This window comes from Nitrosococcus wardiae, assembly GCF_004421105.1.
Taxonomy (GTDB): Bacteria; Pseudomonadota; Gammaproteobacteria; order Nitrosococcales; family Nitrosococcaceae; genus Nitrosococcus; species Nitrosococcus wardiae.
In genome coordinates, this window is sequence record NZ_CP038033.1 from 3,206,148 (window position 1) to 3,218,272 (window position 12,125).

11 protein-coding genes are annotated in these 12,125 nt (G+C 47.4%); 8 read left to right on the forward strand and 3 right to left on the reverse strand.

Annotated features, from left to right (window positions below; translation table 11 throughout):
- Window positions 1-33: 33 nt before the first annotated feature.
- The 4 genes from E3U44_RS15175 (at window position 34) to mdoH (ending at window position 5,951) form a co-directional block, all read left to right on the forward strand.
- Window positions 34-1,263, forward strand: a complete 1,230-nt coding sequence (locus E3U44_RS15175; RefSeq protein ID WP_134358957.1) for a 2,3-bisphosphoglycerate-independent phosphoglycerate mutase — start codon at window positions 34-36, stop codon at window positions 1,261-1,263.
- Window positions 1,264-1,346: 83 nt separating this feature from the next.
- Entirely contained in the window at window positions 1,347-1,778 is a 432-nt protein-coding gene (locus tag E3U44_RS15180) for an SPW repeat protein (protein ID WP_134358958.1), read from the forward strand.
- A gap of 646 nt (window positions 1,779-2,424) precedes the next feature.
- On the forward strand, window positions 2,425-3,930 hold the full coding sequence (locus E3U44_RS15185) for an OpgD/OpgG family glucan biosynthesis protein (protein ID WP_240761551.1): 1,506 nt from the start codon (window positions 2,425-2,427) through the stop codon (window positions 3,928-3,930).
- A complete protein-coding gene (gene mdoH / locus E3U44_RS15190) occupies window positions 3,927-5,951 on the forward strand; it encodes a glucans biosynthesis glucosyltransferase MdoH (protein ID WP_134358960.1) in 2,025 nt (674 codons plus the stop codon). Before E3U44_RS15185 ends, mdoH begins: the two co-directional genes overlap by 4 nt.
- Window positions 5,952-6,135: 184 nt before the next feature.
- Here the strand turns inward: mdoH and E3U44_RS15195 are convergent, their stop codons facing one another.
- Window positions 6,136-6,447, reverse strand: coding sequence for a BON domain-containing protein (locus E3U44_RS15195; RefSeq protein WP_134358961.1), 312 nt, complete (start codon window positions 6,445-6,447; stop codon window positions 6,136-6,138).
- A gap of 676 nt (window positions 6,448-7,123) precedes the next feature.
- Here E3U44_RS15195 and E3U44_RS15200 point away from each other — a divergent pair.
- The 3 genes from E3U44_RS15200 (at window position 7,124) to E3U44_RS15210 (ending at window position 8,903) form a co-directional block, all read left to right on the forward strand.
- Window positions 7,124-8,200: an AI-2E family transporter gene (locus E3U44_RS15200; RefSeq protein WP_134358962.1), complete on the forward strand. Its 1,077-nt coding sequence runs from the start codon at window positions 7,124-7,126 to the stop codon at window positions 8,198-8,200.
- A gap of 91 nt (window positions 8,201-8,291) precedes the next feature.
- Window positions 8,292-8,624, forward strand: coding sequence for an ElaB/YgaM/YqjD family protein (locus E3U44_RS15205; protein WP_134358963.1), 333 nt, complete (start codon window positions 8,292-8,294; stop codon window positions 8,622-8,624).
- A gap of 3 nt (window positions 8,625-8,627) precedes the next feature.
- Entirely contained in the window at window positions 8,628-8,903 is a 276-nt protein-coding gene (locus tag E3U44_RS15210; RefSeq protein ID WP_134358964.1) for a phage holin family protein, read from the forward strand.
- Between the two features lie 45 nt (window positions 8,904-8,948).
- Here the strand turns inward: E3U44_RS15210 and E3U44_RS15215 are convergent, their stop codons facing one another.
- Entirely contained in the window at window positions 8,949-10,199 is a 1,251-nt protein-coding gene (locus E3U44_RS15215; protein ID WP_240761557.1) for an App1 family protein, read from the reverse strand.
- A 219-nt stretch (window positions 10,200-10,418) separates the two neighbouring features.
- Between E3U44_RS15215 and E3U44_RS15220 the strand changes: the two genes are divergently transcribed.
- Window positions 10,419-11,552, forward strand: a complete 1,134-nt coding sequence (locus tag E3U44_RS15220; protein WP_134358966.1) for a hypothetical protein — start codon at window positions 10,419-10,421, stop codon at window positions 11,550-11,552.
- A gap of 19 nt (window positions 11,553-11,571) precedes the next feature.
- Here the strand turns inward: E3U44_RS15220 and E3U44_RS15225 are convergent, their stop codons facing one another.
- Complete coding sequence (locus E3U44_RS15225) at window positions 11,572-12,045, reverse strand: hypothetical protein (RefSeq protein ID WP_134358967.1); 474 nt, start codon at window positions 12,043-12,045, stop codon at window positions 11,572-11,574.
- Window positions 12,046-12,125: the final 80 nt, after the last annotated feature.

Sequence of the window (12,125 nt, forward strand, 5' to 3'; positions counted from 1 at the left end):
TGAGAATTTTTAATTCCTACTCAAGGTCATGGCATGGAATCGGAAATCCCTACGGACATTTCTCTAGTTTGGGAGAAGCTCGTCCAATCCGGCGGGCGGATCGTTTACCTCATCCTCGATGGCGGAGGTGGATTACCCCACCCTGAGACAGGGAAAACCGCCTACCAAGAGGCCCACACACCAAATCTAGATCAGCTAGCTCAATCCTCAAGCTGCGGCCTCTTAGAACTTGTCGGGCCAGGCATTACCCCCGGCAGTGGACCAGGCCATCTTGCCCTTTTTGGCTATCACCCCCTACGCTATACTCTCGGTCGCGGCGTGCTCTCTGCGCTCGGGATAGATTTCCCCTTACAGGAAGGGGATGTGGCTGCCCGGGTAAATTTTGCAACCGTTGACACTGAAGGCCGGATCACTGACCGACGCGCTGGCCGGATTGCCACAGAAACCAATCAACGTTTGTGCGAAACAATCCGACAAACAGTTCGACTAGATTTTGAGGGTGAATATTTTTTTGAAACCGTTAGTGAACACCGGGCGGTATTTGTTCTACGGGGTCCAGGGTTAAACGCAAAGGTGCAGGATACCGATCCCCAGCGTACAGGGGTCTTCCCTCATCCAGCCGAAGCAGAAACAGCAGATTCTCAACAAACCGCAACCCTGGTCAACACCTTTGTTGAACAAGTTAAAGAAGTATTAAATAACGAAAAACCTGCTAATGCTATTTTGCTACGGGGCTTTGAGCGTTATGAACCCCTGCCCTCGCTCCAGGAACGTTTCCAGTTGCAAGGACTCTGCCTGGCAAGCTATCCCATGTACCGTGGTGTCAGCCGTTTGCTTGGAATGGATTTAATCGCTCCTCCCACCAGTATGGAGGCTGCTTTTGAAGCATTAGGAGAACATTATGGAGATGAACACAACTTCTACTTCCTGCACGTTAAAGGCACAGATAGCCGCGGAGAAGATGGTGATTTTCAAGGCAAAGTGGCGGTCATGGAAGCAGTGGATCGCTTACTCCAAAAAATCTTAGCACTTGATCCGGAAGTATTCGTGGTCACTTCAGACCACTCGACCCCTGCTGTGATGGCACAGCATAGCTGGCATCCGGTACCGGTACTGATCCACTCCCAGTACGCACGCAGTGACAAATTGCCCCAATTTGATGAATACCACTGTCTACGGGGTTCCCTAGGGTTACGGCCTGGTATCCATTTGCTAGGATTAGCACTAGCCCACGCGGGGCGCCTTAAAAAATTTGGTGCTTAGCTGATGCCGAACGAATGTCTTTGAAAGTCTCGATCGGAAGATCTAGACTTTAATTCAAAGAGTCTTAAAGTGGAGGTAAGGCAATGGCTAAAACAACCTACGCAAATTATGAGGAAGCCCGAGAGGAGGTCCACTGGTCCAGTGGCATCAATATTATTGCCGGCGTTTGGCTTATCATTGCGCCGTTTGCTCTAGGCTACACTGATATGGCAAACGCTTTGTGGAACGACATTATCCTGGGCATCGCCGTGTTTATTCTGGCCATCGTCCGAACAAATGCCCCCTTACAGTATGAACCGGTAGGATGGACAAATATCGTCCTCGGATTATGGCTGATCATCGCGCCGTTCGTGTTGGACTACACCGGAATCAATGCGACAGCAGCCATGTGGAACGATATCTTTCTCGGCAGCATCATTGCCATCTTAGCTGCGATAAGTGTCTACGCCACTCACAGGGCACGTAGGGCTATGACTGGCACAAGAACTGCAGAGGAGTTACGCCGAACACGGTAAATGTTAAGTCCCCGGTTTGGCTGAAATTCTTGCTCATTTATACGTTTGAGTTTTCAGTTCTACCGGGGACCATTTTTATCCAGCCCCTTCCCCATCAACTAACGTTCTTCCTGCTTAGAACACTACCGCTCATGGCTATAAGCCGCCTCTCCCCGTCGATCCGCTATTGCTGATTAAAAAGATCGTGTTTTTGAATTAGGAAGGGCCACCTTAAAGACGGGTCGAGCTTCAGAAAACTCGCGAACAGTTTATTTCCTGATTTAAACGTGCCTGGGATTATTGGCTCAGGCAGTTTTCAAACTATTTCATTCCTGTCGCCCTCCTAAGATGCCATGAGACACTGATTAGATGGCAAATTCGGCTCGCTTTGCCTATTCTGTCATTACTCTAAATAATGACTTTATCTTAAAGGATAAATAAGTATCTCAGTAAAAGTTTTGCAGTATTCCTGGAGCGAGCCGGTGGCGTGGAGCCCCAGGGGACAGGGAAGTCCCCACAAACCCTTTTTTCAGGGAGGAAAAACGGGTTTGTGGAACACCTCCGGCTCGCTCCTAAAACACCTCATATTTTATTCATAGGTACTTACTCAGTTATGCGGCAAAAAATAAACTCCTTATTAATAATATTTTTTCTCCTAACAGCAGGAATGGCACTAGCAGAACCTAAGCTCATACCCCCTCAAAATGCGGAGATATCATCCTCTCCACCCTTTGACTTTTCAGTAGTGGAGAAAATAGCTCGCCAACTGGCAGCACAACCCTATGTCAAAAATACCGAAATGTTACCAGAGTCTCTAATTAATCTCGATTATGACCAATACCGTGACATTCGCTATAAGCCGAAACACACTCTCTGGCAGGAGGAAGAACTGCCGTTTCAATTGCAGTTTTTTCATCGTGGATTCATGTTCAAGGATCCCGTTAAGATCCACATTATTGATAAAGGCCTTTCCTATACAGTGGCTTACGCAAATAACTTATTTGATTTTGGAAAAAATCAATTCTCTGAGACACTACCCAGCGATCTTGGGTTTGCCGGCTTCCGGATATTTTACCCCCTTCGCAAAGGGAAGGAATTAGACGAAATCGCTGCTTTTTTAGGCGCTAGTTACTTTCGCGCCATTGGCTTAGGACAGGTCTATGGTCTCTCTGCCCGGGGATTAGCCGTAGATACTGGCTTAACGAGAGCGGAAGAATTTCCGCTATTTAAAGAATTTTGGATTGAAAAGCCTAGCAAGGAAAATACCAAACTTGCTGTATATGCTCTCCTTGATAGTCCAGCCATGACAGGTGCTTATCATTTTATTATTCAACCAGGCGTGAAAACAATGCTAGAAGTTACCGCCCATTTGTTTTTCCGCCATGGAGTTGAGCGTCTGGGAATGGCCCCCCTTACAAGCATGTTTTTCCATGGAGAAAACACCGACTATTTTATTGACGATTTTCGCCCTGAAGTCCATGACTCTGATGGCTTGCTCATTGGCAGAGGCAACGGAGAATGGGTATGGCGGCCACTGAGTAACCCACGCCAGTTACAGATCAATGTTTTTGAAGATACTAACCCCATAGGCTTTGGCCTAATGCAGCGTGATCGCCACTTTGAGCACTATCAAGATCTGGAATCTAAGTATCATTTACGGCCAAGTGCCTGGGTGGAAAGACTCGGGAAGTGGGGAGCAGGCGCTATTTATCTTATCGAAATCCCAAGTGATGCAGAAAAATATGATAACATCATTGCTTTTTGGGTTCCCAAACACCAGCTCGGCAAAGATCAAGACTGGGTGTTTAAATACCGCCTGCATTTTCTGCTAAACAACTCGCCTGAACCTAGCGGAGGTAAGGTTCTGGCTTCCCGGATTGGCGGTGGCGGAACAGATGTATTGGATGGTAAGCGGCGTAAATTCGTGGTGGATTTTGCCAGTGAGACTCTCCATTTTCTTAGCAAGCACGCCCCTGTAGAAGCTGAGATTAGCGCCTCGCGCGGCCGTATTATCAATCCTGTGGTACACAAGAACCCATTTACCCATAGCTGGCGTTTGAGTTTCGAGCTAGAACCTGAGGCGGAGGAAGAACCAGTGAACTTGCGAGCCTATCTTAAAACCGGGACAGAAACCCTGAGTGAAACCTGGATTTATCAGTGGGGTAAACCATGAATTTACAGGCCATTCCTAAGTATAAACGCATTCTTAGACAACAAGGATACTATACCCTAGTCCTTCTCACTACCTTTAGCGCCCTCTTCCTGCTCACAGGGGTTTTCCAGAAAAACGGCATTACGCCCTTGGAAAGTTTACTTCTTTTATTATATATGCTTTTGATCCTATGGATCAGCGCCTCTTTCTGGACTGCAATCCTAGGATTTTGGAATTTGCTCGGTAAACGCGATCACCCATCCATTTCTACCCAAGCATCAAGAAAAAAGTACAGTAATAAGGCCCCTCTAGGTAAGACAGCGCTGATTATGCCGGTTTATAACGAAGAACCGGAGAGGGTATTTGCCGGGCTGCGGGCAATCTATCAGTCTTTACTCAAAACAGGCCAAGCCGAGGCGTTTGAAATCTTCATCCTTAGCGATACCCAGGATCCCGACATCTGGGTTGAAGAGGAGTTACATTGGTATCGGATGTGCCAGGATCTAAATGCCCATGGGCGCATCTTTTACCGGAATAGGGAAAAAAATAGCGGTCGCAAGAGTGGTAATGTTGCGGACTTCTGCAAGCGTTGGGGAGAACGCTACCGTTATATGATTGTACTCGACGCAGACAGTCTTATGGGCGGCCACACACTGGTGCAGATGGTTAAATTGATGGAGGCCAATCCCCAAGTAGCCTTAATTCAGGTACCTCCGCGTCCCATTAATCGGGAGTCTCTATTTGCCCGTATCCTACAATTTGGAGCTAACCTCTATGGTCCCTTATTTAATGCAGGAATTGCTTTCTGGCAATTAGGCCATAGCAATTATTGGGGACACAACGCCATTATCCGCATCCAGCCGTTTGTGCAGCATTGCGGCCTACCTAAGCTTCCTGGCCGCGAACCTTTTGGTGGCGAAATATTAAGTCATGACTTTGTCGAAGCGGCTCTACTCCACAAAGCAGGTTGGGAAGTCTGGCTAGCGCCCGATCTTGGAGAAAGCTATGAGGAACTACCCTCGACCCTAATTGACTACGCCAAGCGAGACCGACGCTGGTGCCAGGGCAATCTACAACATCTTCGCTTCCTATTTTCTCGAGGCTTCTACTTTATGAGTCGCCTCCACCTGACGATGGGAATCATGTCTTACCTAGCATCGCCTCTCTGGCTTCTATTCCTCGTCATTACTGGTACCGAAGCCTATGTCCAAAGCCACACGGAAACCGTTTACTTTTTTGGTAACCAGTTGTTTCCTGTCTGGCCAGAATCTTACACTTTTGAGATGACGACGGTGCTGATAGTCACCCTTTCCATGCTTTTCCTGCCCAAGCTTCTGGGACTTGTCCTCTTGCTCCTGAAGAACCAAGAATTAGCACGCTACGGGGGGATATGGAGGGTCAGCATTAGCGTAGTACTTGAAACTTTATTCTCAATGCTCATTGCTCCAGTGCTAATGCTCTACCAGAGTAAGTTCGTCACTGCAATTTTGTTACGTCAGCACATTGGTTGGCCCGTGCAACGGCGAAATGATCATAGATTGAGTCTAAAAGAAACCTTTGTTGCCCACCGGGGGCATACCTTGATTGGCCTTACGGCAGGTCTAGTAAGCTACTTTTATCTTCCTACTTTTTTCTGGTGGCTCACGCCTGTACTAGTAGGGCTAGTGTTATCAATCCCTCTTTCCATGTATTCAAGTAGCACTTACCTTGGGCAGCGCGCCCGAGAGAAAGGATTGTTCCTGATTCCTGAAGAAACCCAGCCCCCCCAGGTGCTTACATTGCTGCGCGAAAACCTTGCACCTCTATCTCTACAATCTAGCGCTAGTGACCAAGGAGCGAAGCGGGTCCTAGTCGATCCGGGTGTTTGTGCTCTCCATCTGGCCTTATTACCTCAACGTCCCCTGAGTAAGGGGGATCGCTATTATCTCAAGTCATTAAGCTGCAAACTGCTTGAGCAAGGATTTGATAGCCTATCAACAACCGAAAAACGCTACCTACTCTCCGACCCAGCAACCCTGCATCGCCTACCCACCCAATCTTAAGAGGCCTCAACTAAGATTACCCAATTAACGTCCTCTTAGATGCAGCAGCTCAGATTGCTGGAGACGACCAATCGAAGATGCAGCTTGATATCCACAAGCTGCATCTATTCTACATCTGAAGCTGAAGAAATTTTACGGGTTGAACTTAAGCTTCGTTAAAGGAATTCTCTTTTTTTCTTTTGTCCTATCTTACAGACAGCTTATTATTAACCTCCCTCACTCCCTTAACGCTTTGTGCAAGATCTTCCGCCTCACGGGCTTGCTCCCACGTATCCACAAACCCGCTAAGCTGCACTACTCCTTCATGAGTTTCTACTTCAATATCTAGCCCGCTGACTTCAGGGTCAGCCAGCAACTTACTTTTCACTTTCGTAGTAATCCATGCATCATCCACATGAGTACCCGCGCTTTTTTCAGGACTAGGCGCGCACCCTAGCATCCCTACAGTTAAGAAAACACATAATAAGAACCCCTTATATCTCATTGAGTTTTCCATTTTACTCTCCTTAATATCAAAACAATTCAGTGTTCAAGCTTTAATCTTGCTCACTATAATAATAATAGATGGTTATACAAAGGGTCTCCACCTCTCAGTTATAAGTGCTCTTACCAAAGCTATTCAAAGTAGAGCAAATAGGCAAGATTTTAATAAATATCCACTTAAGTAATTTTATATATACTAAAATAATAACTACTTTAAAGTATAGCGGTTTCCATTTAGATGGACGGGGGGTCAGCGTGACTAAACCGCCGGCGGCAGGGGTGAGCCGAGAGCGTGGGGCCATGGAGCCTCGCAGACGGGTGAACGCCCGTCTCAGGAATGGACAGGCTGGACTTGCCCTCTAGGCACAGGAAAGCCTGGCGTGGCAAGCCGACGTCGAGCTTCCAGGAAGGAATTGACAGCGTGTCTGGTCACGCTGGCCCCAAACGCCTGAGGTCTCATTTAAACGAGAAGTGCTATATAAAGTAGTTTAGAGGCTATTAAAAAATTTTGGTAACAACTTAGGGTATGCAGAACGCAGCGATATGCATTATTAAAATAAGGAGAGACTCACGAACTGCCGTAGGTTTCTCTGCACTCAACCCACCCTATCCATCAAGGGATTTTCTTTAAATAATTTCTGAAATGGTGCGATGGCATCTTGCGCCAGGCTGAAAGGCAGGAATCATTCATGACCCAATTAGATAAATCCCAAACCCGCTACCGCAAAGCCTTTATACTACTATTGCTGGTATCCATCTTAGCAACCTTTCTGGCGATAATTCATGAGTATATCATCGTCACACTTTTAGCAGTTATTTTTACTGCCCTTCTCTATCCAGTTTATACTCAAGTTGTGAAGATATTGCATGGACGCCGGGCGTTATCGTCAGTCATTGTATTAGTACTAGCCATTCTCGTGGTTGGCCTGCCACTGCTAGGATTACTCGGCGTCGTAGCCGCTGAAGCGATACAGATCAGTGAGGATGTCAAACCCTGGATAGAAAAAAAAATTCCTGATCAGTATGACCTTTCCCGTGATCTTCCAGAGCAGCTGCCCTTTTCTGAGCAACTCGAGCCTTATGAATCACGTATTATTGCTAAGGTGGGTGAGCTTGCCGGTAATACAGGAGAATTCCTTGCAAAGAGCATTTCTAAAATTACCCAGGGCACGATCAGTATCGTTGTAAAACTTTTTATTATGGTATATGCAATGTTTTTCTTTTTTATATGGGGACCGGATACGCTCACTGCTTTGATGCGCTACATCCCCCTTACCGAAAAAGACCGCTTGCATATTCTTGAAATAGGGCTCGCAACAACAAAGGCAATCTTAAAGAGCATTCTGGTCATTGGCGTGCTGCAAGGTATACTTGTGGGCCTCGCTTTCTGGGCCGCTGGAATCAAAGGTGCCATCTTTTGGGGTACTATCGTCGTAGTATTTTCTGCAGTTCCGGGTCTTGGTGCGCCAATCATTTGGATTCCGGGGGTGATCTATCTTGCAGCCACGGGGCAAACGGGTTGGGCAATCGGTATGACTGTATGGGGTATAGCTGTCGTAGGCTTGGTGGACAACATTCTGCGTCCCCATATTGTTGGCAGCGAAGCTAAGATGCCGGATTTACTAGTCCTATTAGCTACCTTGGGCGGTATTCTTATGTTTGGTGCTATCGGCATTATTATTGGCCCGGTTATCGCCGCATTGTTGGTCACCATTCTTGAGATCTACAGAAAAATATTCTATGATTTGTATTCTACATCAGAATAAAGCTTATAATTCTGTTTTCCTTGGCGCTTTTCACAATGATAACTTTTCCCGGTTAGATTTTTTGATTACTCCATAAAGAGGTAATTTACAAATGGCAGATAACACCCCTAAAGCAGATAACACACCTAAAAAAGAGGTTGAGGAATTAAAGGAAGAACTTAGCCAGCTTCGAGAAGATATGGGAAATCTAGTTGTAGCCGTTAAGAATCTCGGCCAGAGCACAGCTCGGGCGACAAAAACAAAAGCGGAGCGAGAGCTAGACGAAATGATGGGCAAATTAAACCAGGCTTACATCGCGGCTCGCAGAACTGGAGAACAGGCCACTGAATCAACGCAAGATGAAATTGAGAAACATCCTATCACCAGTCTCGCTGTTGCTTTTTTAGCGGGATTAATCACAGGAAAACTTTTTTCACAAAAATAAATCGTGACTGCGCTTGTTGAAATTTTCCTCGCTATGATCGAATTGATCAAAGCGGAATTGCAACAATCAAAAATGAGCCTTTTTCATTTTATTGTTGCTTTAACTTTTTTTTTAGTCGGAATATTTTTCTTTACTGGGGCACTTGTTTTAATTTTAATATCCATTGGGCTCGCGTTAAACAATGTCCTTCCAACGCCTGTAGCTGTACTCATTACAGGGATTATATCGATTTTATTTGGCGTCATTTTAATCTTTGTGGGAAGAGTAAAGATAAGATAATAGAGGAGTACAAACAACTAAGCGATAATTCGCAAGGAAGCCCTTCTAGTGCGAGCGTCTCTCTCTTTCTTCAGATTCCACCACTACATTCGGTGGTGTGTCTTGGCTGTCCCCTTGCTCTAATGTTTCTTCCAATTCGCCACGTTCTAAAGCCTTTTGGGAATTCCGCTTTATCTTTCGGGTTGGCTTTAAATCCGGCTCGCCCTGCTGTTGCTCACGCTCCTTGATCACCTCTGATACGGCCTCCGGCGCGATAAGGCCATGTTCAACGGCATGCTCCGCCATGGCAAAGCTGTCTGCGGCAAGCAATAAAGTACTACCGGCATTAACTACTTCTTTGGCCAATGCCTCAATCTCTTGATGCCGTTCTGGTTGATGGCTAATATGGCGGATATAGATGGCCAAGACACGCCCAGGGTGTTCCTGGACTATCTGGCTATAGATCTCTGGATCGCGCTGGCCGCTATCTCCAATGAGGATAAAAGGTTGCTCCTGGTAAAGCGCCAGCATATCCCGGATCAGGGCAAGTTTGTGGCCCTCCCTCCGACGGGGAAAAGGGTGCCTAGGAGTAAAACCCCAATCCCGTAGGAATAGAATAGGCCCTATGGGAATACCATGAAGGTGAAAGAACTCGTCAAGGACTTCATAAAGGCTCCATGGTCCTCGAGAGACGTACAACACTGGATTCTGCTCGGTACCGGCAACACCGTTATGCAATGCTCTGTAAAATGCTGCCACGCCGGGAAAGGCCACTCGACTATGAGGCCCTTGAACAAACAACCGCCACAGCATCTTAATCTTGTTAGCGACACCCGTATACATGACGGTATCGTCAATATCGCTGATCATTACATAGCGGGCCGTGCTCGGCGGTATAAATAGGTCACCCCTCGCCATCGCACCAAGCGGCTCAATGACTTTGAGATCCAGGTGATGCCAGAGACGATCTTCGGCTGGGGGCTGTAGGGATTGCAGATGGACGTGAAAGTAGCCATCCCGATCGGCAATCACTTGCTGTTCCCTCCCCTGGAAACGGGCTGTGAGGACCGCTTCAGCAATTCCCCGCCTCAGAAGCCGCCGTGCAATATCCATAAGGTCGCGGCCTAGCGCTCCCTCCTGTGCTCCTGAAATATTCCCACGCTGTTTAAAAACGCGGCCCATCAGGAAGACCTCCTTGCGCGAACCATAGCCGCGATAGGGCTGGATAACGATGCCACCACGGCCGCGATCACTTTTGACGGGACGAGCTAATACGTGCACGGCCCTGCGTAATGCTTGGGCGATGGTCTTTAACACACTGCGAATATCCATAAATGTTGGTTAAGAAAAACCTACCTCCCTCTTAAAGAACAGTTTACTTCGCCAGAGATTAAAAGCCTACAACTAAGCAAGCAGACTAACTCTTTGTAGTCTAAGTTTTATAGATAGGTAATTTAGCCTCTATCTAGAGATATAGACGCCGTTGAGCGATTGTCAAACTTTCAAAGCCATCGGGTGTATTGGACATTGTGAGTAATGGGTTGGCAAAATAAGATGAGTTTCCGCAATCTGCCCCGTGAGAGTATTTTGTGGGTAGTATTCGTGCTTTTTTCTCCCTTGCTGATGGCCTCCTCGAAAGCCCTTCCCCCGGATTTTTATCAGCAAGTCGACCGTTTCCTGGTCAGCCCGCAAATCACCAGCGAGACCCTGGTTCAAGAGGCTCACCACATTGTTAAGCGGCTGGTGGAGGCTACCGAAAATAGGGAAGACTTTATTCAAAAAGTCAAGGTGTTAAAATCCTATCTGCGGCTCGTCTGCGATTTTACCCAACAGCAAACCTTTCAACGAACCCTGCTGCTCGAGGAAGAAATCAATACCCACGTGACCTCCTGGAATGAGGAAGTCAAACACAAGCGAAGCACCATCACCTGGAGCGCCATTGGACTCGGGGCCCTGGTCGGTCTGCTCGTCGCCGTCACCCGAGCGACTCAAGAAAACCGGCTCGATCTAACTCGGTTCCAGGAAATAGGGATTAATTTTCTCATCTGGGCCCCCATTAGCGTGGGCGGAGGGTTGAGCTTGGGCAGTCTGGTGGCTGAACAAGAAGTCGAACAGCGTCAAGTGCTCCTCATCCACCCGACTGAACTGGTGAAGAAGTATTCTGGAGATGTGCCCATGTATAAAATTGAATCTCACTTAAAAGCCTTTCTCGGGGCAAAAGAAGGGCCTTTCCGCTCACAAGCTCAGAAAAAACTCCAGGCGCTTCATTCCAAAGCCCCTGAGAAGGTGGAAGGCCGCATCCGCTATATGCAAGCAGTGCTAGCGCATGCGCCAGGGGAGTTAATCCCTTCCCAAAAAGCACAACAAGACCGGCTCGCAGTGCTTGAAGAAGTCCTTTCTTTACAATTCCCCTCCCAATCCCCTTCTTCCTGGGACGAAATACGCTCTTTCCTCAGCCACCATCTGTATGGGTTTGCGGTAACAGGCGCTATTTTGGGAGTCATTATTTTTCTTCTCCCCCTCCATCTCAGTGGAGGGTGGTCATGGCCATATGCCGCCCTTAGCTTTGTCATTGGCCTTAGGGTGGGTTTCGCACTGGGCCAAATGGCAGGAGAACTCATCAAAATAGAAAGACCCGATGAGATCCTCCATCACGAAGTATTTTTCTAGAAATGTATTTAGGGCTTTTCTATTCAAAGCTTTGCTCTGGCATCGCCAACGGTGCTTCCGGTGGCGTCGCTTGGGGCAATCTATCTTTCAGGGAATTCCCCATTCCCATCTGCGGAGAAACATTTTCTTGTCCAAAGAGTTCCTCAAGGGAAAGAGGAGCTTGCCCAAGCAATAGGGCAGCACGGGCGCGGGCTATTTCATGATGGTTGAGATATAAACCTGAACCTAAATGACGAGAAAGTGCCCCATCTAAACACTTCCAAACTTCTTTCAGCGCCTGTTGGTAAAGGGTAGGGCTAGTTAAGGTCCTCCTGGTTCGTCTCATAGCCCGCTGCACACACTCACGGGCAAATATCCGAAGGCACCGTCCATCTTGGAATCCTAGGTGCTGCAGATACGCCACGAGCTGAGCTTCCACTTCCGTGATAAAAAAACAATCGTATAGTGCCCCCGTCTCTTCCTGAAGGGCCGCAGAACAGGCAAAGCGTGTCATTGCTTACTCCACAGGTAATCCAAGTCTATTTTGCTACTTCCGCAACGAGAGCTGTCTAAGTACCTATGAATGAGGTTTTA

Excerpts from the sequence above, each read along its gene's own strand:
- E3U44_RS15175 (WP_134358957.1), top strand. The coding sequence starts at position 34 with ATGGAATCGGAAATCCCTACGGACATTTCTCTAGTTTGGGAGAAGCTC.
- E3U44_RS15180 (WP_134358958.1), top strand. The coding sequence starts at position 1,347 with ATGGCTAAAACAACCTACGCAAATTATGAGGAAGCCCGAGAGGAGGTC.
- E3U44_RS15185 (WP_240761551.1), top strand. The coding sequence starts at position 2,425 with ATGGCACTAGCAGAACCTAAGCTCATACCCCCTCAAAATGCGGAGATA.
- mdoH (WP_134358960.1), top strand. The coding sequence starts at position 3,927 with ATGAATTTACAGGCCATTCCTAAGTATAAACGCATTCTTAGACAACAA.
- E3U44_RS15195 (WP_134358961.1), bottom strand. The coding sequence starts at position 6,447 with ATGGAAAACTCAATGAGATATAAGGGGTTCTTATTATGTGTTTTCTTA.
- E3U44_RS15200 (WP_134358962.1), top strand. The coding sequence starts at position 7,124 with ATGACCCAATTAGATAAATCCCAAACCCGCTACCGCAAAGCCTTTATA.
- E3U44_RS15205 (WP_134358963.1), top strand. The coding sequence starts at position 8,292 with ATGGCAGATAACACCCCTAAAGCAGATAACACACCTAAAAAAGAGGTT.
- E3U44_RS15220 (WP_134358966.1), top strand. The coding sequence starts at position 10,419 with ATGGGTTGGCAAAATAAGATGAGTTTCCGCAATCTGCCCCGTGAGAGT.
- E3U44_RS15225 (WP_134358967.1), bottom strand. The coding sequence starts at position 12,045 with ATGACACGCTTTGCCTGTTCTGCGGCCCTTCAGGAAGAGACGGGGGCA.